This is a genomic window from Paraburkholderia sp. FT54, assembly GCF_031585635.1.
Classification (GTDB): Bacteria; Pseudomonadota; Gammaproteobacteria; order Burkholderiales; family Burkholderiaceae; genus Paraburkholderia.
This window is the reverse complement of the sequence record NZ_CP134195.1, coordinates 1827710-1851739: the sequence shown is the minus strand read 5'-3', so window position 1 is coordinate 1851739 and position 24030 is coordinate 1827710. Positions and strand designations below refer to the sequence as shown.

Genomic DNA, 24030 nt, shown 5'->3' with positions numbered 1-24030 from the left:
TTGGCGCGCTGGCAGGTAGCGTGTGGCAAAGGCGTCCTCGCTTGGTCCGTGCGTGGCAGATCTGCCGCCGGCCGCAAGATCGAAGGCCGACGGGCCGCCTATGCTGGACTTTTATTGCGCGCGGTGCAAGCGGGGAGAACACCGGACGATCTGCGGGGACGGTCCGCGGGTGGGTGCGCCGCAGGATCGGGAGGCCCGCATGATGCGCGTTCAGCCCAGCCGCCGAACCGGATAAAGGGCAACGCCCGCGGCCGCCCTCTGCCCGACCGTCAGAGCCAGCCGACCTTGCGGAATCGCCAGTACAGCACGAGGTCGACGGTCAGCATGACCGCCAGACAGACTGGATAGCCGTACTTGTAGTGCAGCTCGGGGATGCTCTGGAAATTCATCCCGTAGATGCCGGCGATCATGGTCGGCACCGCGAACAGCGCCGCGAACGAGCCGAGCCGCTTGGTCACCTCGCTCTCGGCCAGCGAAATCATGCCGAGATTGACCTGCACGGCGGTGACGACCATTTCGCGCCTTCCGTCGATGATCCTCACGATCCGCTCCAGGTGGTCGTAGACATCGCGGAAATACGCCTGCATGCCCCCGCAGACGCTGGGAATGCGGCCGCCCGTCAGCTTGCTGATCGCTTCCTGCAACGGCGCGATATGGTGCTGCAGGATCACAAGGCGCCGTTTCAGCGAGTACAGATCCTGGATGATCGCGCGCGACGCGGCCGAATTATTGCGGTCGAAAATGCGGTCTTCGAGCGCTTCTATTTCGGTGTTCATCGCCTCGATGATCGGGAAATAACGATCGACGATATCGTCGGCGAGTGCATACAGCACGAACGCGGAGCCCTCCTTGAGCAGCTGCGGCTCGCGCTCGCAGCGGGCTCGCACGTTCTGAAAGCCGGTGCGGGTGCCGCGCCGCACCGAGAGCACATAGTTGCGCCCGACGAACACGTCGACTTCGCCGATCAGCAGTTCGCCCTCTTCGTCCATCTCCACCGTGTGCATCACGGCGAACAGCGACTCGCCGTACTCCTCGATCTTCGGACGCTGGTGACCGTTCTGCGCATCTTCGATCGCGAGTTCATGCAGGCCGAACTCGTGTTTCATCACGGCCAGTTCGCCCGGCCCCGGGTCCTTCAGCGCCACCCAGACGAAGCATTCGGGCCGCGCCACGTAGTCGCTGATGCTATCGATGTCGATGTCTGCCAGTTTCCGGCCGTCCTGATAGGCGGCGCAATTGATCAGCATGTTTGGATTACCTCGAAAACGGAACAGACCGCCCGGACGCTTACGATACGTAAGCCTGGCGTCGGCTCTGCGTGGGCGAATTTGCGTTAGCCGACATGGTAAGGGCTATGCGTGCGGGTCAGGTATCGAATTGTTAAGGTTCGCAGCCGCCGGCGAGCACGCCGAAGCTCAGCGCGGCAAGCGCGCCCAGCCTCGCCATTGCGACCAGCGCGGCCTGGCTGTGATGATCCGGACGCGTCGGCATGCTGGGTCCGCCGTGTGGTTGATTATGGTCCCGCTTTCGTGCTTCTTCTTTCTGATTGGCATTCGGACGATGCCTGGCCATCCTGATTGCTGCCACTCAACCTTCGCCATGCATCATAGCAACGCGCCCCCGTTCTGCCAGCCTGGCCAATCGGACGACCCACGACCTCTTGCATGGCGCCGCGTTCTTCTTCATGATCGCTGCAAAGGGCCGTTCCGTGGGCTGCGGCGCGCCGCGTTTCAGTTGCGGATTTACCCCCGGTTCCAGCGCATGCCACCTTTGGCCGCCGGCATGCCGGCTTCGCCGTACGGGCTCTACGCAAGGTTGCGGGCCGGCCTCGCCGGACATACGACCAAGGAGACTGCAATGTGGTATTTCACCTGGATTCTCGGCATCGGCGTGGCGTTGGGCTTCGGCATCATCAATGTGATGTGGCTCGATGCCGGCGGCAAGTTCGCGCGTGACCCGCAACACGCCGGCGCCGCATCAGTCACGCCCGAGGACGCGCCTTCGTGACTCATCTGGTTTTCTTCTGCGGTCACGCGGGCACGGGCAAGACCACCCTCGCCAGGAAGCTGCTCGGCCCGCTGATGAAAGCGAACGCCACGCCCTTCTGCCTGCTCGATAAAGATACGCTCTACGGCGGCTACAGCGCGGCCGCCATGGCCATGCTGACCGGCGACCCGAACGACCGCGACAGCCCGCTGTTCCTGCAACATCTGCGCGATCCCGAGTATCGCGGCCTGCTCGATACCGCCCGCGACAATCTCGAACTCGGCATCAGCGCGATGGTGGTCGGGCCGCTCTCGCGCGAAGTGCGCGAGCGGCGCCTGTTCGATCGTGCGTGGCTGGGGGTCGGCGCGGAAGTGGCGCTACGGGTGGTGTGGGTTTATACGTCGGAAGAGACGGCGCATCAGCGGATCCTTACGCGTGCCAATCCGAACGATGCCTACAAACTCGCGCACTGGGACGAGTATCGGCAGCGCCGTTTCGTGCCCAGCGGCGATATCTGCAACGATCTTTTGATGTTCGACAATACCGCGCCTACTGCCGCGGATCATGAAGCCTTGCTCGCGCGCATCGTGGGCGAGCCGCAGGCGGCGGCGACGCTCATGCCGCCGGTGCCTGTGTAGCATCGGCGTGCAGTGAAAACGCCCCGTAAAAACGGGGCGTTTCCTCGGCTCTCTGCGGAGCCGTCCTTGCTGTTCGCGGCAGACATTTCATGCCTCTTGCCACGTTGTCGCACGGCCCTCGGTGCCGATCCTTCAAACAGTAGCCATCGCGTCCAGCGACTGCCCCTCGTACAACTGCCCGAAGCGGTTCGCGAGGAAGTCGCGCAGCGACACCTGCTCCTGACGCACGAAGCCCTTCTGCGGCAGCTTCTGTTCGCGGAACAGATCGAGCACCGCGCACATCGCGCCGGCCGTGGTGATCTGGATCGCGCTCATCGGCACGCCGCACACGGTCTTCGCGAAGATCTTGCGGGTGAACACTTCCTGCACCAGTTGACCGTCGCGCATGCCGCTCACCGTGATGAACACCAGCACCACGTCTTGCGCGGTGGACGGCACTGAACGGCGCATGATGTTCTTGAGCGTGTCGCGGTCGCTGGCAAGGCGCAGGTCTTCGAGCAGGAACTGCATCAGGTTGCGGTGGCCCGGATAGCGTACCGACTTGTAGTCGAGCGACTCGACCCGGCCCGACAGCGTTTCGCACAGCGTGCCGAGGCCGCCGGAAGTATTGAAGGCTTCGTATTCGGTGCCGTCGAGCGAGAAATGTTCGAGGCCTTCGAGCGGCTGCACCCACTGCGTGCGGCTATCGCGAATCGCTTCGCAGGGCTGGCAGTACTCGTTGATCAAGCCGTCGACGCTCCACGTCAGGTTGTACTTCAGCGCGTTAGTCGGGAATTCCGGCAGCGCGCCCACGCGCATCTTGACGTCGCGGATTTCCGTGAAGCGGTTCGCCAGTTCGTGCGCGGCGATGCCGATGAAGCCCGGCGCAAGACCGCACTGCGGCATGAAGGCGTGATCGGCGTCGTCGGCAATGGCGCGGATCGCATGCGTGGCGCGCACGTCTTCCGTCAGATCGAAGTAATGCACGCCCGCGCCCTTGGCCGCCGAGGCCACGTTCACCGCGAGGTAGTACGGCAGCGCGTTGACGAGCGCGTCGAAGCCTTGCACGGCGGCGCGCAGCGCGGCGGCATCGGCGGAATCCACACGGCGGGTCGGAATGCCCTGGGCGGCGAGTTTATCGAGCGCGTGCTGGTCGCGGTCGAACGCGACGACGTCGTAGTCGCCGGTTTCGCGCAACATGTGGGCGATGGTGTGACCGATCAAACCTGCGCCAACGATGGCTACTTTCATGCGCTTCTCCTTATTGTCTGTGTGCTGTCTCCAGCTTGGGAAGTGCGCTGCGCGCGTGGCGCGGCGCCTGCGGGCTGAACCCTTGAGCAACAGTTTAGGGAGAAGCAAAACCACTTTATACGCACAAAATGCTGCGCAATGACCATGAAGTTCGACGTTATGACGAACGCATCAGTCGATATGTCGAAAAGTTGTTAAAACGGCGTAAACGCCCCGGCGCTCATACCGTGCCGCGATCGATCTTGCGCGCAAGGATGATCGAAGTCGTGGTGCGCTCCACGCCTTCCAGCCCGCCGATCTGATCGAGCAGATCGTTGAGACGATCGGGCGAATCGGCGCGCAGCCACGCCACATAGTCGAACTCGCCGCTCACCGCGCACAGCAGCTGCACCTCGGGCATCTTGCCGAGGCGTTTCTGCACGCCAGGCCCGTGCTTCGGCGCGATGATGATGCCGACGTAGGCCACGATGCTCGAGTCGAGCACGTCCTGGCCGAGCCGCACGCTGTAGCCGGCAATCACATTGCTGCGCTCGAGCCGCGCAATGCGCGCGATCACCGTGGTGCGCGCCACGCCCAGTTGGCGGGCGAGATTGGCGACACTCTCGCGAGCATTGGCTTGCAGCAGCGCAACGAGGTTGCGGTCGAGGTCGTCGAGTTGGTCGAGGCGCGGAGGTCTCATCGAGGCAAAAAGAAATGGGTCAGGTGAGGCGGATTATCGCGCGTCTTCTGCGGCAAATGGAGAAGTCGCGAGCCCGATCGCCTTGAACATCATGAGCGAATGGCAGGCGTTGCTCGCGTCACGGACGCCTCGCATTGGCTGCCAGGCTCATGCACCGAACCGTTCGATGACGAAATCGATAAAGCTGGTGCGCTTGGACGTGGCCCGCCGATCGCGCGGATACAACAGATGGACCGGCGCGCCTTCGCGCAAATAGTCTTCCAGCACCGATACCAGTTCGCCGCCGGCGATCAGGCTGCCCGCTTCGACCACGACGACCAAGATTTCCATGCTGACGAATTTATCCACACGCTATTTCGTGATCGTTTCGGTTGTAAGCGTTTGTCGCACAACAGCCGCATCGTAGGGATATCGTGATACTAATAGCGGCGACGGCAAAGTGGGCAGCCGGCCGCCGTGCATCATCATGACCCGCGCATGACCGCCGCACAGCGGGCCGCTCGCACGCTAGCCTTGTCCCAATTCGAATAGACATCAGGAGTTTCGATGAAAAAAGCACTGGTAATGCTGGCCACCGCAGTCGCCATGAGCGGCGCGTTCGCACAAACTTCCGCGCCGGCGTCGGCACCGGTGAGCGCCGCTTCCGCACCCGCCGGCAAAGCCGGCCACGAGCGCAATGTCGAAGACCGCATCGCCTACCTGCATTCGCAACTGAAGATCACCTCGGCGCAGGAATCGCAATGGAACACGTTCGCCGACGTGATGCGCAGCAACGGCCAAACCATGGGCCAGCTGTTCCAGCAACGCCGGGCCGCCACCAACGTATCGGCGCTCGACGACATGAAGCAATACGCGACTATCGCGCAAGCGCATGCGGACGGCATGAAGAAGCTGGTCGATGCGTTCGATCCGCTGTATAGCAGCTTCTCGCCGGAACAGAAGAAGCTGGCTGATGCGACCTTCCATCAGCCGGGCGGCGTGGAAGGCCATGGTCATCATGGTAAAGGCAAGGGCAAAGGCGGCAAGACCGCACCTGCCCCGGCAAGCGACGCCACCGTGAAGCCGTAAGAAATCCGTCGCGCGCGGCGCGGAATTTTCCGCGTTGCGCGCCGGTTTTTTTGCCATGGGCGGCGGCGTGTTTCGATATGCCTGCGGCACCCTCGAATGTGCATGCAGGTCGGGCGCTCTTCCGTCCTTGCGCCATCTTTGCGGTCGCACGACAAACGGACGATCCGCTGCGCTGTCTATCGCAAAAGAAACCGGTCGCCAGATGCATCTGGCATGATGCGAGTCATTCGCGGCCCGAAGACTTCAAGTCCGGTGCCGCCGCCCTGCTCTCCACACCTGCTCGCTTCATGACCGAACTCAAAAATCTCGATCTGAGTCAAGACGCCAACGCCTGCCGTGTCGTAAAAAATGAAACCGTCAGCGTCGAATTCGCCACCGCCGAAGGCGAACTGATGAGCCTTGAAGGCCCGAACCGCTATGTCCGCGGCGACGCGCTGATCACCGGCTCGACGGGCGAGCGCTGGGTCGTCTCGCGCGAACGCTTCGACGCCAAATACATTCCCGCCGACGCCGCCGTCGCGCACGGCCAAGCCGGCGCGTACCGCAACCGCCCCGCCGTCGTGCTGGCCAAACAGATGCATGAAGCGTTCTCGCTCGCGCGCTCGGCGAACGGCGGCGATGTGCTGCGCGGCGCCGCCGGCGACTGGATCATGCAGTACGCGCCCGGCGACTACGGCGTGGTGCAGGCAGCCCGCTTCGCGAAGGTCTACCGGCTCGCCGATTGATTGGGCCGCCTCAAGCGAACTCGTCGCCGAGATCCACGGTGACATCGCGCGGCACGGTTTCGCCGTTCGCATACTGTTCTTCAAGCGAGCCGATGCTCGCTTCGACATACGCGCGCAGCACCGCAAAACTGCGGCCGCGCAGACGCGCCGGCAATGCGCGATAACGCGCCAACGCGGCCGGCGCGATCACCACGCTCATCACGATACGGCGCGCCGTCGCGCCGAAACGCATCGCCACCCAGTGAATCGCCAGCGTCGGCGTGCCGTCTTCCGCGGCGCGCTGGGTGAACTGCGTCTGCTCGGGAAACAGATCGCTGATAACGCGCGCTAGCTCCTCGAACTCGGGATTGGCGCAGTCGTATTGGTAAGCTTCTTCCATTGAAATGTGCCGAAAAGGCGGCCTCGGAAAGATTGTAGGGAACGACTGACAGTTCAACGTGACGCGCGGGTCATGCGGCGCCGTCGAGTGCGGCCATCAAGCAGTCATCAAGCGGCCACCGCTGGACGCCTGAACGCCCGGAACAGCAACCCCGTAACGATCACCGCTCCTACTGCATACACGGCGTCCACTGCCGCGAGCGGCACGAGTTGCGCCTGGAACAACGCGGCTGGCACGTCCACCAGCGCGTGCAACGCAATCGCGAGCGGCAGGATACCGCGCCAGCCGGCCCGCAAGCCGCGCCACATCAGCACCGACAAGCCGATCTGGAACACCAGCGCGGCCACGCGTTCAAGCGCGAAAATGCCGGCGGTCTGCGGCGTCAGGCTGGCAAGAATCAGGTGGATGCGCATCACCGAATCGGTCGGCAGATTGCTCAGGTAGCCGTCCAGTTGACCTCGGTTTTCGAAGACCGCGAACAGGATCCATTGAACCTGCACCAGCACGCCGACGAGCCAGGCTTCGGCGCCGCCGTGGCCCAAGCCATAGGTCAGCGCGGTGCCGTCGTTCGTGCCCGCCGCCAGTGAGCTCGAGCCCGACTTCGCCGCCGCGCGCTTGAGCAGCAGCCGCATGCCGATGAACCGCCCCACTTCCTCGCAAATACCCGCGGCCAGCGCACCGTACACCACGAAGGCCAGCGGATTCGACAGGAAGCTCGCCGTCGCTTCATTCCGATGCAGCACGTAGTCGTTCAGCGCGCGCTCGATCACCATGGCGAACAGCGCGAACACGGCGATGCCGGTGATGGCGTCACGCGGCTTGAGCGCGAGCGGCCGGCGCAGACGGCGGTAGATCAGGAAGGGTAAGGCGGCGACGAGCAGCGTCGCGAGGGCGAGGCTCGAGAGGGTAAGCGGTGCAACAACCATGAGTTTCCTTGCGATGTCCGGCGCGCACCCGCTGCGCGCCGCAGCCCGAATGATCGCAGATCGGCGCGAATTCAGCGCAAAGTGGAGGCGCGGACGATCAATTCGCCCGGCAGCAGGCAGTCGCGCGCGGTGGTCTGAACGCCTTCGATACGCTCGTGCAGGAACTCGACCGCGCGGTAGCCGATCTCGTAGGTCGGCTGACGAATCGTCGTGATGCCGGCCAATTCGGCCCAGTCGGGATCGTCGATGGAAAGCAGTGCGACGCGGGCCTGCCAGTCGGCTCCGTGGCGTGCTTTCAGATGCAAGGCGAGACACAGCGCGACAGGCGCGTTGGCCGCGAACAGGGCGACGCGCGCGACGTTGCCCGTGGCGCCGCGCGCATGAGCGGCCGCGTCGATCGCGCGGTCCAGCTCGGCGAGGCTGCGCTCGACCTCGGCGGCATCCGCGAGGTTGAGCACCAGCGTGTGCCCGCGTGCCGTGCCTTTACCGCCGCCGTGCTCGCTCTGAGCACTCTGAGCGCTCATCGCCTCACGAAACGCCGCTTCACGTAGTTGCCGCGAGCTGACCTGCTCGAAAGGCTGGACGACGAACCAGATGTCGTCAAAACCGTTGTCCAGCAAATGCCGCGTGCCGAGTTCCGCCGCCGCCCGATTGTCGAGACCGACCATATCCGTGACGAGCCCGTCCACCGAACGGTCGACCAGCACCGCCGGAATCCCGCCGCCGCCCACCGGCCGCAAGGTTTCCTCGCGCACGCCGAGCGCATTGACAATCACGCCTTCCACCCGATACGTGGTGAGCAGTTGCAGATAGCGCCGCTCCATCTCGACTTCGTTCGCCGCATGGCAGATCAGCGGCATCAGGCCGAGTGCGTGGCAGGCTGCTTCCACGCCTTGCAGCACTTCGACCGTGTAGGGATTCGTCAGGTCGGCCAGCAGCATGCCGATCAGGCGGTTGCGGCCACGCTTGAGGCCGCGCGCCATCTGGTTCGGCTGATAGTCGAGGCGTGCGATCGCGGCCTCGATTCGCGCGCGCAGTTCAGGCGACAGCACGCTCATCTCGCCGTTCAGATAGCGCGAGATGCTGGTCTTGCCGGTGCCGGCTTCGCGCGCGACGTCGGTGATCGTCGCGCGGCGCCGCGTGGCCTGCGGCGTCGTGCTCATCGGCTCCTCGTGGAGCGGCTCGTGGTTCGGCTCATCTGGACAGCACTTCGCGGTTGACGATATTGTTGGCCAGCGTGCCCTCGAGCGCGGCGACGAGATTCTCCGCCGCATTGCGCGCCATCGCATGACGGGTTTCGTGGGTCGCCGAACCGATATGCGGCAGCGCGACCACGTTCGCCAGCTTGAGCAGCGGCGAGTCGGCCGGCAGCGGTTCGGTGTCGAACACGTCGAGACCGGCGCCGTGAATCGTGCCGTTCCGCAGCGCTTCGATCAGCGCCTTTTCGTCGACGGTCGCGCCGCGCGAGGCGTTGATCAGGATCGAGCTTTTCTTCATGGACTTCAGCTCAGCGGCACCGATCATGTGCCGGGTTTCCGGCGTGAGCGGCACTTGCAGGCACACGAAGTCAGAGGTGGCGAGCAGTTCCGCCAACTCGACGCGCCGCGCGCCGTAAGCCTCTTCAGCCTGCGGGTTCGCGCTGCGGTTGGTGTACAGCACCTTCATGTTGAAGCCGAGCGCCGCACGCCGCGCCACCGCGCCGCCGATCCGCCCGAGCCCGACGATGCCGAGCGTCTTGCCCTGCACGTCGACGCCGAACTGAGCCGGGCCGATGCCGTGCTGCCAGTGCCCCGCCTTGACCCACTCGGCGAGTTCGACCACCCGCCGCGCGCACGCGAGGATCAGCGAGAACACGGTGTCCGCGGTGGACTCGGTCAGCACGTCCGGCGTGTGCGCGAGCACGATGCCGCGGCGCGTGAGATCGGCCACGTCGAACTGGTCGAAGCCCACCGAGATGGTCGAGAGCGCCTTGAGCCGCGTCGCGCCTTCGAGCATCGCCGGTGTGATCTTCACGCTCGAACCGATGCCGCCGTCCGCGTCTTTCAGCGCGGCCACGAACGTGTCGTGTTGCGCGGCATCGACCTGCACGACTTCAGCATGTTGCTGCAGATACGCGAGCACATCTTCGGGCAACGACTTCCAGGCGACAATTTTCTTCATCAGCTTATTTTCCTTGCAACGGGGTGACGAGCCAGTGGCGCGTTGTTCGCTTCTTGCGCCTGCGGTTTGACGATCAGCGTCAGAATCACCGCGGCGATCAACGCCACGCTCATAAATGCATACGACGCCGCGGGCGACCCGGTCGCACCGTTCAGATAACCGACCACATACGAGCCGACGAACGAACCGAGCGCGCCCATGCTGTTGATCAGCGCCATCGCGCCGCCCGCGACATTCTTCGGCAGCAGTTCCGGCACGATCGCGAAGAACGGGCCATACGGCGCGTACATCGCGGCGCCGGCGATCACCAGCAACGCATACGAGAGCCAGAAATGCGTGGAGCCGATCGCGTACGAAGCCGCGAACGCCACCGCGCCGACCAGCAGAAACGGCCACACGAATACTTTGCGGCGGTTGAGTTTATCCGATGCCCACGAAGCTGCAAGCATCGCGATGGTCGCGGCAAGATACGGCAACGCCGAGAGCCAGCCGGTTTCGACCATGCCGAGCGTCGAACCGTTCTTCAGGATCGACGGCAGCCACAGCACGAAACCATACACGCCGATGCTCCAGCAAAAATACTGTGCACACAGTTTGATCACCGCAGGCGTTTTGAACGCGTCGCTGTAGTTGCGCACCGGTTTGATCGCGGCCTGCTCGGCGCGCAGCGTTTCGGCGAGATCGTCCTTTTGCTGCTGCGTGAGCCACGATACCTGCTGCGGCTTGTCCTGCACGATGAACCACCAGCACACGGCCCAGAGAATCGCGGGCACGCCTTCGGCGATGAACATGTGGCGCCAGCCGAACGAATGCACCAGATAGCCCGACACCACCGACATCCACAGCACGGTCACCGGATTGCCGAGAATCAGGAAGGTGTTGGCACGCGAGCGTTCGCTTTTGGTGAACCAGTTACTGATGAAAATCAGCATGGCCGGCATCACCGCGGCTTCGACCACGCCGAGCACGAAGCGGATCACCATCAGCGACGGAATATTGCTCACCATGCCGGTCAGCGCCGCGCAACCGCCCCACAGAATCAGACTCCAGAAAACGAGCTTCTTGACGCTGCGGCGTTCCGCGTAGATCGCGCCGGGAATCTGGAAGAAAAAATAGCCGAGGAAGAACAGCGCGCCGATCAGCGACGACAGTCCCTTGCTGATGCCGAGATCCTGGTTGATGCCGGCGGCCGACGCGAAACCGTAGTTCGCGCGATCCAGATAAGCGAGGCTGTAGGTGATGAAAACGATCGGCATGATCGTCCACCAACGGCGAATCGCAAGCGATGAGGTCATGGGGTGTCTCCTTGGACGGCTTCCCGAAACAATGATGGACGGTCATGGGGCGCCCTGTTCGAGCGCTCTTGCTGTTATCGAGGCGGCCTGGCGGAATGTGGCTTGCGGCCTTGCGAGCCGCCCGGCCCTTCTGGTTGTTTAGGTCCTTTCGGCCCTTTCGGTTTTCAAGCCGCGGCGGCCACGGACGCTGTGTCGGCCGCTTCCAGCGCGTCGAGTTCGGCGCGGCTCGGCAGCCCTTCCGAATCGCCGATCACCTGAATCGCCAGCGCGCCGATGCGGTTGCCGCGCGCCACGGCTTGCGGCAGCGATCTGCCTTCGAGCAACGCGCTCACCACGCCGACGGCGAAACCATCGCCCGCGCCGACCGTGTCCACGACGTTCGCGACCGGCTGCCCGGCGATCACGGCGGCATCGTCGGCGGTACGGAAGTACGCGCCCTGCGCGCCGAGCTTGATGATCACGCCGCGCGCACCTTGGTCCAGATAGAACTTCGCGATGTCGTCCGGCTGGGTGTAGCCGGTCAGAATCTCGCCTTCGCCGATGCCGGGCAGCACCCAGTCAGCCAGCGCGGCGAGCGCGTTCAGACCTTCGACCATCGCGGCGCGCGACGGCCACAGCGTCGGGCGCAGGTTCGGGTCGAACGAAATCGTCTTACCGGCGGCCCGCACTTCCTGCGCCAGATGGAACGCGAGTTCCCGCGAGCTCGCCGAAATGGCGGGCGCCACGCCGGTCAGATGCAGATGACGCGCCGGCAGCACGTAGTCGGCCGCGTAGTCGGCGAGCGACAAATGGCTCGCCGCCGAACCCTTGCGGAAATACTCGATTGCCGGGTCGCTGCCGTCGTCGTTTTTCGACTTGAGCTGGAAGCCGGTCGGATAGCGTTCGTCGGTCGTGACGCAGCCCTGGTCGATGCCCTCTTTCGTCAACGTGTCGCGCACGTACTGGCCGAACGAATCGTTGCCGACGCGGCTCATCCAGCCCACCTTGAAGCCGAGACGCGACAAACCGATCGCCACGTTCAGATCGGCGCCCGCGATGCGCTTCGTGAACTGCCCGACGCCCGCGAGCGGGCCGGTTTCGGCGGCCACGAACATGGCCATTGCTTCGCCGTAGGTGATGACATCGAGTGCTGCGTTTGTGGTGCTCATGCTTCGCTCCTGCGTGATCCTTTTTTGCCGCGTGTTTGGCGGGTTTTGTCCGGGTGACTGCCGCCTGGAGTTTGCCGCGCAAGGTTGGCTGCGTGTCGTTTGCGCCTGCCGTTTTGCACGCACCGTTCGCGCTTTCCGCTACTGCTTTCCGTTTGCCGCGTGCCTGTTGCCGCGTGCCGTTCACGGTGACGCTACGTTCTCTCAGGTTCTACATGCCGCTCACGCGGCGGCCAGCCATGCGACGTAATGCGCCGCGTCCGTGTCGACACGGCTCGTATCGAACGGAAACTCGATGCCGCGCGGCACATGGCGCGGCAGCTTGTCGAGCACCGCGGCGAACTGGGCGTCGTCCGCTGCGGGCGCGGCGGGAAAGCGCCGCGCGCCCTCGCCCACCGTCGTCTTGCAATGGATGTATTCGACGTGCGCCGCCAGCGGCGCGGCGGCCTCGAGCGGGGCGACCTCGCGCCAGGCCCAGTTGCCGATGTCGAACGTCATGCCGAGCACGCCGGCGTGCCCTTCGCGCGCCAATGCGTCGAACAGGCCGATGAACTGCGCGAGCGAACCACCCTCGGCCAATTGCCCGTTTTCGACAACGAGCCGCAGTTCCGCACAGCGCATGTGATCCGCGATCACGGCGGCATTGGCGTCGGCGGCGAAACCGCCGAGCTGCAACTTCACGAAGCGCGCGCCCAGCGCGAGGGCTTCTTCGGTCGAGAGGCGCAATGCGTCGGCGTCGAGCTTGCCCTGCGGCGTGTACAGCGAAGCCGGCGTCGAGTACACGGACCACAAGCCCAATTCCGCGATCTGCCTGCCGAGCGCGCGCAGATTGTGCGGCGCGGCGTCCGTTTCGTCGGCGAACAGTTCACGGCGCACTTCGAAACCTGCCGCGCCTGCCTGCCGGCTCGCTTGCGCCCACTTCAGATGGCCGGCCGCGCGGACCGCGTCCATCCCGAATGCGCTTGCGACGATCACCACGTCCACTGCGTCAGCCATGTCGAAATTACCCAAATCTGTCTCGTGATCAGCATTTGGAACCGGTTCCAAATGCACTTCGAAAAAAAGCGCCGAGGCGCTTGCGATGCTCGAATAGTGCGCCGAAGCCGCGGTCACGCACCATAGTGGAAATCCCCAGGCGCGGCTTGGCATCGGATCGGGGACGGGCCTGGCTCGTTGAAGACCTGGAGCGTGGGGGCCACCAGCGCCGCGTACTCAAGCTCCATCAGCAAGACACAGCGCGAGAAACTGCGCCACCACCCGCGACGGCGCACTTGCATGCGGCACCAGAATCGACAGCCGCCGCGTGAGCGGCTCCGGGCTGAGCGACAGCAGGCACAGCGCGCGGTTCTCGTGCCGCATCGACATGGCCGAGACGAAGCCGATCCCCATGCCCGCGCGCACCGCTTCCTTCACGCCTTCGACGCCGGCAATCTCCAGCGCCACGCGCATGGGCACGCCCGCCCGCGCGAACGCGCGCTCGACGATCTGCCGCACGCCCGAGCCCGCCTCGCGCAACACCAGCGGATGCTCGCCGAAGGCCGCCAGCCCCGCCTGGCCGCCTTCGGCCAGCTGCGCCAACGGATGCGAACGCGGCATGATCGCGACGATTTCGTCCTCGCGCCACGCATGCACCGCGGTGTCCGGCGGCAGATCCACGCCGACCGGACCTTCGATCATGGCGATGTCCACCGAATCGAGCGCGCCGACGATCTCCGTGGTGTTGCCGTCGGCAGTATGCAGCGTCACGTCCGGATAGCGACGATGGAAATCGGCGATCAGATACGGCAGCAGGTAGCTCGCCGGCGTGGTGCTCGCGCCGATGCGCAAGGTGCCCTGCTCCAGGCCGCGCAAGGCGTCGCGGTACGCGTGCGCCTGGCGCCAGGTGTCGCGCAGCCGCGTGGCGTAGCTGGCGAGCTGCTCGCCCGCGGGCGTGAGGCGCACGCCGCGCCCGTCGCGCTGATACAGCGGCTCGCCGAATTCGTCCTGCAACTGCCGCAGCTGGCCGGACACGGCCGGTTGGGACAGGTGCAGCGCCACTGCCGCCCGGCTGATATTGCGATGCTCGGCGACGGCTGCAAACGTTATAAGTTGGTCCGGGGTCATGATCGTCGAAATATCGGCTCAAACGATACCTTACATTCTAAATCACGATTTTTCATATCGTTATATCTAATTTAGGATTCGCCCTATCGAATCTTCGTCAGTCACAGAAAGGGGCTGCACCATGTCCACAGTTCATCTCACTACTGCCAGTACGACGCCCGCGGGGTCTTCCACCCGCGGACAGCTCAACGGCATTCTGTTCGTCGCGTTGTTTGCCGCCGCCGTCACGCGCATCGCCGCGATTCCCGCCATCGCCGGACTGGGCTTGAGCCCGCTGATCGTCGGCATCGTGGCCGGTGCGATTTACGGCAACGCACTGCGCGACGGCATGCCCGCCAGCTGGGCGGCCGGCGTCAACTTTTCGGCGCGCAAGTTGTTGCGCATCGCCGTCGCGTTCTTCGGCCTGCGCGTGAGCCTGCAGGAAATCGCTCAGGTCGGCGTGCCCGGCCTCGCGGAATCGGTGCTGATCGTGGTGAGCACGCTGGTGGTCGGCACGTGGGCCGGCATGAAAATCATGAAGCTCGACCGCGACACTGCCTTGCTGACCGCCGCGGGCAGCGCGATCTGCGGCGCCGCCGCCGTGCTCGCCTTCGAATCGACGCTGCAATCGAAGCCGCACAAGAGCGCGATGGCCGTGGGCAGTGTCGTGCTGTTCGGCACGCTCTCGATGTTCCTCTACCCGGTCCTGTTCAAGGCAGGCTGGCTGCACCTGGACACGGTCGGCGCGGGCCTCTTTTTCGGCGGCACGATCCATGAAGTGGCGCAGGTGGTCGGCGCTGCCAGCAACGTGAGCCCGGAAGCGACGCACATCGCCACCATCGTCAAGATGACCCGCGTGATGCTGCTGGTGCCGGTGCTGCTGGTGGTCGGTGTGTGGGTGAACCGCTCGGCGCGCCGCGCTTCGGCTGCGGCGGGCGCGCAGGACGGCGCCCACGGCAGCGCGCCCGCCAAGCTGGCGATTCCCTGGTTCGCGCTCGGCTTCCTCGCCTGCGTCGTGATCAACTCGCTGCATGTCTTGCCGGAAGCCGCCACCAGCACGCTCAACATGCTGGACACCTTCGCGCTGACTATGGCCATGACCGCGCTCGGCATCGAAACGCGCATTTCGCAGATCCGTCAGGCCGGCCCTCGCGCACTGACCACCGGCTTCATCCTGTATGTATGGCTGGTTGCCGGCGGACTGGGTATTACATGGACTGTCCAGCACCTGTTCGGCTAAGCCGCGCTCGCCTTCACAACCACCCCGCCGCGTGCGGGGTTTTGCGCATTCTGGAGACCATCCGGCCCGCTCGCACGGCATACTGGTTGCTGGCGTTGTCAGCTCATGCAATCCGCTTATGCGGCCCGCTTCTGGGACCTGCTTCCGGGTCCCGCTAATGCAACCGGAATGAGGATCGATCGATGAGCCTGGAACTTTACTATTGGGATGGCTTGCAAGGCCGCGGCGAATTCGTGCGGCTCGCGCTGGAAGAAGCCGGCGCCGACTACGTCGAAGTGGCGCGCGGCGAGCAGTCAGACGGTCTCGGCACGAAAGCGATGATGTCGGTGATGAAGAGCAAGGACGAGCCGTATCCGCCATTTGCCCCGCCGTTTCTGAAGGACGGCGAACTGGTGATTGCGCAGACCGCCAACATCCTGTTCTATCTCGGCCCGCGGCTGAACCTCGCACCGATGGTGGAAAGCCTGCGCTATGTGGCCAACGGCCTGCAACTGACCATCGCCGACGTCGTCACCGAGGCGCACGACACCCACCATCCGCTCGCCAGCGCGCTTTACTACGAAGACCAGAAAGAGGCCGCGAAAAAACGCGCGCACGACTTCATCGACAACCGCATTCCGAAGTTCATGTCGTACTTCGAGCGCGTGCTCAAGCAGAATCCGGCCGGCGATCAGTTCATGGTGGGCGACGCGCTCACCTATGTCGACCTGTCGATGTTCCAGCTGATCGACGGCTTGCTGTACGCGTTTCCGCGCGCGCTCAAGCGTTTCGGCGAACACTACCCGCGGCTCGCCGCCTTGCACGACGCAGTGATCGAGCGGCCGAACATCGCCGCGTATCTGCAGTCCGGGCGGCGCATCGAACACAACGAGGCTTGCATCTTCCGGCACTACCCGGAACTCGACAAGGCGGCGACTTGACCCGCGCCAACTTTCCTCGCTCACTCACCGTCTCGCGCCCGCCGTCCAAAGCGGGCGCGATGCTGTTGCCGTGCGCGCATTTCAACCCGCTTTCACGCCTCGTACCGTCGACGTGCTTTCATTCCTGCTGAAGCTGCGCACCCGCGCCCAAGATCTGTTCCGCCTCTCCGAAGCACACACGATGCTGATCTGGTCGGTCGTGGTCGGCGTCGCGGGCGCCTTCGCGACAATCGCCTTTCGCGAAGGCATCGCGCTGCTGCAATTCGCGGTCGTCGGCAAATCCGGCAGCTTTGTCGAAATGGCGCGCAGCCTGCCGTGGACCGTGCGCATCTGGCTGCCAGCGGCGGGCGGTCTGATTGCCGGCTTCTTTCTGCTGATCGCGCAGCGTCACGCGGACAAATGCAATCACGTCGACTACATGGAAGCGGTCGCGATCGGCGACGGCGTGGTGCCGGTGAAGCTGAGCCTGTGGCGCAGCGTGTCGTCGCTGTTCACGATTTCGAGCGGCGGCTCGATCGGCCGCGAAGGCCCGATGGTGCAACTGGCGGCGCTGGCCGGCTCGTTGATCGGGCGCTGGGTGCATTTCGATCCGTCGCGGCTACGCCTGCTGGTGGCGTGCGGCGCGGCGGCCGGGATCACCTCCGCGTACAGCGCGCCGATCGCGGGCGCGTTTTTCGTCACCGAGATCGTGCTCGGCTCGATTGCAATGGAGAGCTTCGGACCCGTGGTCGTCTCGGCGGTGGTGGCCAACATCACGATGCGCGAATTCGCCGGCTACAAGCCGCCGTACGAGATGCCGGTATTTCCGCCGGTGGCGGGCGTCGAGGTGCTGCTGTTCGTCGCGCTCGGCGTGTTGTGCGGCGCGGCGGCCCCGCAGTTTCTGCGGCTGCTGGACGTGTCGAAAGCAGGCTTTCGCAAACTGCCGCTGCCGCTACCCGTGAGGCTCGCGCTCGGCGGCCTGGTGGTCGGCATTCTGTCGGTGTGGACGCCCGAGGTGTGGGGCAACGGCTACAGCGTCGTCAACTCGATTCTGCATTCGCCGTGGACGTGGACCGCGCTCGTCCTCGTGCTGGTGTTCAAGCTCGTCGCCACCGCGGCCACCGCGGGCTCCGGCGCGGTCGGCGGGGTGTTCACGCCGACGCTGTTCGTCGGCGCGGTGGTCGGCTCGCTGTTCGGCCAAGGCATGCACGCGCTGTGGCCGCACGGCACGTCGGCGCCGTTCGCGTACGCAATGGTCGGCATGGGCGCGTTTCTGGCGGGCGCCACCCAGGCGCCGCTGATGGCGATCCTGATGATCTTCGAGATGACGCTCAGCTATCAGGTCGTGCTGCCGCTGATGCTCTCCTGCGTGGTCGCCTATTTCGTGTCGCGCGCGATCGGCAAGACCTCCATGTACGAAATCACGTTGCGCCGCAATCACGAGGAACAGGAGCGCTCGCGTCTGCGCGCCACGCAGATGCGCGAGCTGATCCGTCCCGCCGAAACCGTCGTGCCGCCCGACGCGACCGTGCAGGCCATGACGCGCGTGTTCCTCGAATATCCGGTGAAGTATCTCTATGTGGCCAACGAGTCCGGCGCGTTCCTCGGCGTGGTCGCGCTCAAGGACATCACCTCCGATCTGCTCGACGGCAGCGACACGTCCGCGAAGACCGCGGCGGATTACCTGCAGCCGCATTTCGACGTGCTTACGCCGGACATGCCGCTCGGCGTCGCCTTGCAGCATTTCCTCGCGTTTCAGGGCGAACGCCTGCCGGTGATCGAAAGCGCCGCGCATCCCACGCTGGCCGGCGTGGTCTATAAAACCTCGCTGCTCGACGCGTACTTCCGCATGAATCCGACGCGTTAGGCGCCGCGCACAATCCGCTCTCAGGCCGCGCCCGCGGGCTCTTCGGGGCTCGTGCAAAGCGCCGCAGATTCTCTACAATGGACAGACCGCTGCGGCGAACGCCGACAGCGCGCGTTACGCCAGGACGGGCGCACCGGGACGCCCGCCCTTCGATCGGAGCGAAGATGAGCGAACCGTCCCCCGACGCCGTGCGCCGCGACCAGGCGGGCTGGATTTTCGTGCATGTCGAAGGCGAGCCGTACGACCGCGGCGAGCAACACGGCCAGTTGCTCGCCACCGAAATCCGCAACGCGATCCACACCGCCCGCTACCTCGCGAAGTGGGACACCGGCGAAGACTTCGAGACCTTCGTCAACGCGGCCGTCTCGCAGTTCGCCAGCAAACTCGACACCGAATTCGCCGACGAGATCCAGGGCATCGCCGACGGCGCGAAGCTGCCGTTCGCCGAAGTGCTGGCGTGGAACGGCTACATGGATCTGCTCCAAAGCTGGTGGCCCACCCACGCATCGCAAAAGCAGCCGAGCCTCGGCCTGAAGCCCTGGCGCGGACGGCGCGGGCACCACTGCAGCGCGTTCATCGCCACCGGCCGCGCGACCCGCGACGGCCGCATCGTGATGGCGCACAACTCGTGGGACCGCTACGCCGCCGGCGACGCGTTCAACGTGGTCTTCGACATCGTGCCTGATCAGGGCAATCGCATCCTCATGCAAGGCTTGCCGGGCTGCATTTCCAGTCTCACGGATTTCTGGGTCACCGCTGCCGGGCTGATGGTGACGGAGACCACCATTTCCAACTTCGCCGGCTACAACGCGGCGGGCGCGCCCGAGTTCTACCGCTCGCGGCGCGCGTCGCAGTACGCGAACAGCATCGGCGAATGGTGCGAAATGTTCGCGATCGCCAATAACGGCGGCTATGCGAACAGCTGGCTGCTCGGCGACGCCAAGACCGGCGAGATCGCGCGCTACGAACTGGGGCTGCACTTCTCCGGTTTCGAGAGCACCAAGGACGGTTTCTACAGCGGCTACAACACCGCGACCGATCTGAAGATCCGCAACCAGGAATGCCTCGGTGAAGGCGAAGACTATACCGACGTGCGCAAGAACGGCGCGCGGCGTCTGCGCTTCATGCAGCTCGAAGAAATGTATCGTGGCAAGATCGACGTGGATCTGGCGAAAGAGATGATCGCCGATCATCACGACGTCTACCTCGACCGCAACGACAACCCGTGCTCGCGCACCATCTGCGGGCATCTGGAACTGGACGACGCGCGCTTCGGCGGCACCGACCACGGCCCGTTCAATCCGTGGGGCGCCAATGACGGCAAAGTGGTCGACAGCGAAATGGCGCGCGAGATGGCATTCAGCGCGCGCTGGGGCCATCCGTGCGGGCGGCCGTTCGATGCCCAGGCGTTCATGAAGCGGCATCCGCAGTGGAACTGGCTGAACGGTTACATGCGCGACCGGCCTTCGTGGCCGTGGACGCGCTTCGAAGCGCTGCGCTAGAAGCCGAGCCTGAAGCGCCTGCCGCAGCGCGGCATGAGCATGGCACGAGCGTTCGTGACGGGGCTGCTGCGTTGTCGCCAGGTTTCTGCCATCATCTGAAATCTACAACATCGTTTTGCCGCAAAGGTGCGCGCTCCGCGGAATTTGCGCATTTAAGATGAAGAGGCGCGTTAGCCGCCGGCTGGAACACTGCGGCAAAAAACACCGCGTGTAGCATGCGCCGTCCTTTCGACGCGGGGACGGCACAGCGCTTGCTCAACTGTCAGCGCCGCATGAGCTTAGGAGGTCGGGCGATGAAAACCTCGACACTGTTGACCATGGTGACGCTGTCAGCCTCGTGTTTTGCCGCGCCGGTTCACACCGCGCCGGACAGCACGAACGCCAGCAGTCTTGCCGAACGCGCCAATGCAGCGCCCGTCGCCCCCGCGGCGCCGGACGTCGCCGCCACGGACGATAATCGTCCGCAACAATGGCAGCACATCGCGCTGCCCAAATCGCGGCATCTCCAGCGAAGCTTCACGGGACAGAACGAGCATTTGCAGACCTGATGCATAGCGTGTGCAGATGCTTGCGCCGGCCGGATGCGTGAGACTTCATAGCGCCTGAAACGGCGACGATGCCGTGCACGGGTGCGCGCTGCGTGAAGCGATATCCGGTGCGTTGCGTGGGCATTGTGTGTTCCTTGTTCGGCCGCATCATTCACGTCCCACTAGTACTTGCCAAAAACAGGAGCGTTTGCATGACCGCATCGGCCATTCCCGGCGAATCGATTGACTTGCAGATCGCCGATCTTCTGAGCGAAGTCCAATTCCCGACGTACAAGGACGCGCTGGTCGACGCCGCGCGCGAAGCCGGCGCGAGCAATGAAGTGCTGTCGATGCTGGACGGCTTGCCCGAACAGGATTACACCGACGTAGCCTCGGTGACGCGCCTGATCGGCGGCAATTACGGTCCGGGGCTCGGTGCGTGAGCGAGGAAGCGGCAACGTCGCCGCCCCGGCCGCCTTCCCCTTCGGTGTCGTCAAACGGGAAGCGCGGCGCGGACTGGATCTGTCGCTCGCCGCAGACGGCCGGCGCGAGCGGCATCGAGCGGATCGAGGCGTTCTTTCATCAGGCCGGCTACGCGATGCACCGGCACGATACCTACGCGATCGGCCGCACGCTGGCCGGCGTGCAGAGCTTTCGCTATCGCGGCAGCACGCGCAACAGTTTGCCGGGCGGCACGATGGTGCTGCATCCCGACGAACCGCACGACGGCCAGGCCGGCACCGGCGACGGTTTCCATTACCGCATGATCTATGTCGATCCTGCGCTGTTCCAGCAGGCGCTCGGCGGCAAGCCGCTGCCATTCGTGGAACGCGGCCTGTCGAACGATCCGCGCCTCTTCGCGGCCACCGAGAACCTGCTGCGCGCAATGGACAGCGTCATCGACCCGCTCGAACAGGACAGCGCGCTCTACGATCTAGCCGTTGCCCTCGACGCGGTGGCGGGCGCCGCGGATACGCCGCGTCCCGTGGATTGCCGCGCGGCAACGCGCGCACGCGACTACCTGCTTGCCTCGCTCGATCGCGCCGTCACCCTCGATGAACTCGCGGCTGCGGCGGGCCGCGACCGCTGGAGTTTGTCGCGGGATTTTCGCGCGCTGTTCGGCACCAGTCCGCATCGCTACCTGACCATGCGGCGTCTCGATCTCGTGCGGCAACTGGTGCTCAAGGGCACTTCGCTCGCCGACGCCTCAGCGGCAAGCGGCTTCGCCGATCAGAGTCACATGACGCGGCATTTCAAGCACGCCTGGGGCGTCGCCCCGGCCCAGTGGCTGAAGATGCTCGGCTCGTCGGCGCCCGGCGCGCGCTGAGGCAAGGCGCGCGTGATCGTGCCGCGCCGGACGGCCGCGCGCACAAACGTTCAAGACCCCGCTACCCGTCGCATCGTACGCTCCTGCCTGACACAACCGCTCACGAGGAGCACTGCGATGTCCAACGCTCAGGTCATTCAACGTCCGTATCAGCCCATCAACTTCGCGGAAAAACTGCGGCTCTTCAACGACCAGTGGCAAGCGCGCGTGGTCGCCGAAATGAACGACTATCAATTCAAGCTGGTGCGAATCGAAGGGGATTTCATCTGGCACGAGCACGCCGACACCGATGAAACCTTCATCGTGCTCGACGGGCAATTGCGCATCGACATGCGGGATGGTTTCGTACTGATCTCGGCCGGGGAAATGTTCGTGGTGCCGAAGGGCACCGAGCACAAACCGTACGCCGAACGTGAAGTGAAGCTGCTGCTGATCGAGCCGCGCGGCGTGAAGAATACTGGCGAAGCAATCAGCGAACGGACAGCGGCGAACGACGTATGGATTTGAGGCAATCGCGCAGTCGCCGCGGCATCAGCGGACACGTGGGTCGTCTACGATGATTCGTCTGCGCGGCTCGCGCACGTGATAAACGTCCCATTCGCCTTCGGCAGTTTTGACGAAGCCGTGGCGTTGGTAAAAACGATTCGAGTCGCGCTCACGTAGCGCGCCTACTTTGATCGGCAGCGATTTCGAGTCCGCCTCGGCGAACAACTCGGACAGTACCGCCTGCCTTGCTGCGTCGGGACGATGTAGCCCCCGACGCCCCTCGCCGTCGACATCAAACCGGCGACGACGCCGCGATCCGCGCACGCGCCGCCTTGTGCAAGGGACGCGCTGCATCGGCGGACAAGTCCGTCACCGGCAGGTCGTCCACGTCCGCTATCGCCTCCGCCGATTCGATCGCGGAACGCGCCGGCATCACGGTGCGCGGATCGCGAGTCTGCTGGCCCGTCCGCTGGAAATGCTCGACGAGGTGATCGATAAAAGTGCGCACCTTCGCCGGCAAATGCAGACGGCTCGGATAGGCAATCGTGATTTCGATCTGCGGCAAACGGTAGTCGCGCAGCAACGGCACGAGCCGCCCGGACGCCAGATCGCGGCCGATCAGATAGCTCGGCAGGATCGCCACCCCCATGCCCAGCAGCGCGAACTGCCTGAGCATCTCCGTATTGTTCGCAACGATCGCATTGGTCGGGCGCACGCGGACTTCGCCGTCCGGTCCGGTGAACACGCGTTCTTCGCCGCCCTGCTCGGACGGCCGGCTCAGACACGGATGCGAGAGCAGATGCTCGGGCCGGGTCGGCGCGCCGTGCTGCGCCAGATAGGCGGGCGTCGCGCAAACCGTCATGGAGCCCGTGGTGAGCCGCCGCGTGACGATGCTCGCGCTGCGCATGTTGCGCGCCACCATAATGCCGACGTCGAAGCCCTCTTCCACCAGATCGACATGGCGATCCGCGAGCGTGACGTCGGGCACGACATCCGGATAACGCGCGGCATAAGACTGCACCACGGGCGCGAGGCTGTGCAGCCCGAACACCACCGGCGCAACGATGCGCAAGGTGCCGACCGGCTCGTGATTGCGCGCCACCACCATCTGCTCCACGCCTTCCAGGTCGTCGAGAATGTGGCGCACGCGCTCCAGATACGTCGTACCGGATTCGGTCAGCGACAGGCGGCGCGTGGTGCGATTCAGCAGCCGCGTGCCGAGGCGCGCTTCCAGATCGGCGACGTGGCGCGTGACAACCGCAGTGGAAAGATCCAGCGCGCCGGCCGCGCCGACGAAACTGCCGAGGTCGGCCACTTTGACGAATACGCGCATCGACTGCAATTGGTTCATGGGACGACTCCTGCCTCGGTAAAGCCGGGCCGGCGCACACTTCGCGCCTGTGTCGACCCGTGCGGCAAGGCGCGCGCGGGTTTGCCCAACGATCCGATTGTATCGACCCGATCATGTCCCAACACTGACCTGGACATGACAATCCGGACAGGTTTCCGGGACGCTCGCGTCACTATGTCAGGCTCACGGGGAGCCTTGCCGCGAGCATGATTGCGGATTTCGACTAGGTATAAACCCTAGTATTCTGGTAACATAGCGCCCGAAAGGAAATCAATCGCAAATCAATCGCCATGACACACCGTTTTCAGCTTTTCGAAAAAATCGCATTTTCGCTGGTCTGCTGGTCCGCCGCGGCCTGTTCGGCCTTTATCGCCTATGAACGCTGCCCGGACATCAAGGTAGTCCTGCACGCCGGTAAAGAAGTGCTGCGTTACAGCGGCCAGTATTCGTACGTGTGCGCCACGCCGGTGGCCGACGCTTGCGCGCAGTTGCCGAGCGACTGATTCAGCGCGTTTCAC

25 protein-coding genes and 1 pseudogene are annotated in these 24030 nt (G+C 64.6%); 13 read left to right on the top strand and 13 right to left on the bottom strand.

Features of this window, described 5'->3' with window-relative positions; translation table 11 throughout:
• Positions 1 to 269: 269 nt before the first annotated feature.
• A complete protein-coding gene (gene corA, locus RI103_RS08720) occupies positions 270 to 1247 on the bottom strand; it encodes a magnesium/cobalt transporter CorA (RefSeq protein WP_310814935.1) in 978 nt (325 codons plus the stop codon).
• 610 nt (positions 1248 to 1857) lie between these two features.
• Between corA and cydX the strand changes: the two genes are divergently transcribed.
• Positions 1858 to 2007 carry a cytochrome bd-I oxidase subunit CydX gene (cydX, locus tag RI103_RS08715; RefSeq protein WP_409076981.1) on the top strand — a complete coding sequence of 50 codons (150 nt, stop codon included), beginning with the start codon at positions 1858 to 1860 and terminating at the stop codon, positions 2005 to 2007.
• A complete protein-coding gene (locus RI103_RS08710; RefSeq protein ID WP_310814933.1) occupies positions 2004 to 2624 on the top strand; it encodes an ATP-binding protein in 621 nt (206 codons plus the stop codon). The genes cydX and RI103_RS08710 overlap by 4 nt, the downstream gene beginning before the upstream one ends.
• Positions 2625 to 2756: 132 nt before the next feature.
• Here the strand turns inward: RI103_RS08710 and RI103_RS08705 are convergent, their stop codons facing one another.
• The 3 genes and pseudogenes from RI103_RS08705 to RI103_RS08695 form a co-directional block, all read right to left on the bottom strand.
• Positions 2757 to 3854, bottom strand: a complete 1098-nt coding sequence (locus RI103_RS08705) for a saccharopine dehydrogenase C-terminal domain-containing protein (protein WP_310814932.1) — start codon at positions 3852 to 3854, stop codon at positions 2757 to 2759.
• A gap of 220 nt (positions 3855 to 4074) precedes the next feature.
• A complete protein-coding gene (locus RI103_RS08700; RefSeq protein WP_310814931.1) occupies positions 4075 to 4533 on the bottom strand; it encodes an Lrp/AsnC family transcriptional regulator in 459 nt (152 codons plus the stop codon).
• 147 nt (positions 4534 to 4680) lie between these two features.
• Positions 4681 to 4824, bottom strand: a pseudogene (locus tag RI103_RS08695) (LysR family transcriptional regulator); the annotation flags it as partial.
• Positions 4825 to 5079: 255 nt separating this feature from the next.
• Between RI103_RS08695 and RI103_RS08690 the strand changes: the two are divergent.
• Complete coding sequence (locus RI103_RS08690) at positions 5080 to 5601, top strand: Spy/CpxP family protein refolding chaperone (protein WP_310814930.1); 522 nt, start codon at positions 5080 to 5082, stop codon at positions 5599 to 5601.
• A 287-nt stretch (positions 5602 to 5888) separates the two neighbouring features.
• Entirely contained in the window at positions 5889 to 6326 is a 438-nt protein-coding gene (locus RI103_RS08685) for a PGDYG domain-containing protein (protein WP_310814929.1), read from the top strand.
• 10 nt (positions 6327 to 6336) lie between these two features.
• Here the strand turns inward: RI103_RS08685 and RI103_RS08680 are convergent, their stop codons facing one another.
• The 8 genes from RI103_RS08680 to RI103_RS08645 form a co-directional block, all read right to left on the bottom strand.
• Complete coding sequence (locus RI103_RS08680; protein WP_310814928.1) at positions 6337 to 6705, bottom strand: DUF3022 domain-containing protein; 369 nt, start codon at positions 6703 to 6705, stop codon at positions 6337 to 6339.
• A 107-nt stretch (positions 6706 to 6812) separates the two neighbouring features.
• Entirely contained in the window at positions 6813 to 7631 is an 819-nt protein-coding gene (locus tag RI103_RS08675) for a YhfC family intramembrane metalloprotease (RefSeq protein ID WP_310814927.1), read from the bottom strand.
• A gap of 71 nt (positions 7632 to 7702) precedes the next feature.
• Positions 7703 to 8794, bottom strand: a complete 1092-nt coding sequence (locus tag RI103_RS08670; protein WP_310814926.1) for a LacI family DNA-binding transcriptional regulator — start codon at positions 8792 to 8794, stop codon at positions 7703 to 7705.
• Between the two features lie 31 nt (positions 8795 to 8825).
• Positions 8826 to 9791, bottom strand: coding sequence for a D-glycerate dehydrogenase (locus RI103_RS08665; protein WP_310814925.1), 966 nt, complete (start codon positions 9789 to 9791; stop codon positions 8826 to 8828).
• Positions 9791 to 11086 (bottom strand): MFS transporter, encoded by a 1296-nt coding sequence (locus RI103_RS08660; protein WP_310814924.1) that lies wholly within the window; start codon positions 11084 to 11086, stop codon positions 9791 to 9793. Before RI103_RS08660 ends, RI103_RS08665 begins: the two co-directional genes overlap by 1 nt.
• A 164-nt stretch (positions 11087 to 11250) precedes the next feature.
• Positions 11251 to 12234, bottom strand: coding sequence for a sugar kinase (locus RI103_RS08655; protein WP_310814923.1), 984 nt, complete (start codon positions 12232 to 12234; stop codon positions 11251 to 11253).
• 219 nt (positions 12235 to 12453) lie between these two features.
• Positions 12454 to 13227 carry a sugar phosphate isomerase/epimerase gene (locus tag RI103_RS08650; protein ID WP_310815197.1) on the bottom strand — a complete coding sequence of 258 codons (774 nt, stop codon included), beginning with the start codon at positions 13225 to 13227 and terminating at the stop codon, positions 12454 to 12456.
• A 216-nt stretch (positions 13228 to 13443) separates the two neighbouring features.
• Complete coding sequence (locus RI103_RS08645) at positions 13444 to 14334, bottom strand: LysR family transcriptional regulator (RefSeq protein WP_310814922.1); 891 nt, start codon at positions 14332 to 14334, stop codon at positions 13444 to 13446.
• 121 nt (positions 14335 to 14455) lie between these two features.
• Between RI103_RS08645 and RI103_RS08640 the strand changes: the two genes are divergently transcribed.
• The 8 genes from RI103_RS08640 to RI103_RS08605 all read left to right on the top strand — a co-directional run bounded on the left by RI103_RS08640 (position 14456) and on the right by RI103_RS08605 (position 22182).
• Positions 14456 to 15553 (top strand): YeiH family protein, encoded by a 1098-nt coding sequence (locus RI103_RS08640; RefSeq protein WP_310814921.1) that lies wholly within the window; start codon positions 14456 to 14458, stop codon positions 15551 to 15553.
• A 182-nt stretch (positions 15554 to 15735) separates the two neighbouring features.
• Positions 15736 to 16473 carry a glutathione S-transferase gene (locus RI103_RS08635; RefSeq protein ID WP_310814920.1) on the top strand — a complete coding sequence of 246 codons (738 nt, stop codon included), beginning with the start codon at positions 15736 to 15738 and terminating at the stop codon, positions 16471 to 16473.
• A 112-nt stretch (positions 16474 to 16585) separates the two neighbouring features.
• Positions 16586 to 18319, top strand: a complete 1734-nt coding sequence (locus tag RI103_RS08630; protein ID WP_310815196.1) for a ClcB-like voltage-gated chloride channel protein — start codon at positions 16586 to 16588, stop codon at positions 18317 to 18319.
• A gap of 164 nt (positions 18320 to 18483) precedes the next feature.
• Positions 18484 to 19821 carry a C45 family peptidase gene (locus RI103_RS08625; RefSeq protein WP_310814919.1) on the top strand — a complete coding sequence of 446 codons (1338 nt, stop codon included), beginning with the start codon at positions 18484 to 18486 and terminating at the stop codon, positions 19819 to 19821.
• Between the two features lie 293 nt (positions 19822 to 20114).
• Positions 20115 to 20369, top strand: coding sequence for a hypothetical protein (locus RI103_RS08620; protein ID WP_310814918.1), 255 nt, complete (start codon positions 20115 to 20117; stop codon positions 20367 to 20369).
• A gap of 191 nt (positions 20370 to 20560) precedes the next feature.
• Positions 20561 to 20791 (top strand): DUF2795 domain-containing protein, encoded by a 231-nt coding sequence (locus tag RI103_RS08615; protein WP_310814917.1) that lies wholly within the window; start codon positions 20561 to 20563, stop codon positions 20789 to 20791.
• A complete protein-coding gene (locus RI103_RS08610) occupies positions 20788 to 21675 on the top strand; it encodes an AraC family transcriptional regulator (protein ID WP_310814916.1) in 888 nt (295 codons plus the stop codon). Before RI103_RS08615 ends, RI103_RS08610 begins: the two co-directional genes overlap by 4 nt.
• A gap of 117 nt (positions 21676 to 21792) precedes the next feature.
• Positions 21793 to 22182: a cupin domain-containing protein gene (locus RI103_RS08605; RefSeq protein WP_310814915.1), complete on the top strand. Its 390-nt coding sequence runs from the start codon at positions 21793 to 21795 to the stop codon at positions 22180 to 22182.
• A gap of 271 nt (positions 22183 to 22453) precedes the next feature.
• On the opposite strand, the gene RI103_RS08595 is transcribed toward RI103_RS08605, so the two are convergent.
• On the bottom strand, positions 22454 to 23512 hold the full coding sequence (locus RI103_RS08595; RefSeq protein WP_310814914.1) for a LysR family transcriptional regulator: 1059 nt from the start codon (positions 23510 to 23512) through the stop codon (positions 22454 to 22456).
• Positions 23513 to 23802: 290 nt separating this feature from the next.
• Between RI103_RS08595 and RI103_RS08590 the strand changes: the two genes are divergently transcribed.
• A complete protein-coding gene (locus RI103_RS08590) occupies positions 23803 to 24015 on the top strand; it encodes a hypothetical protein (protein ID WP_310814913.1) in 213 nt (70 codons plus the stop codon).
• Positions 24016 to 24030 lie beyond the last annotated feature (15 nt).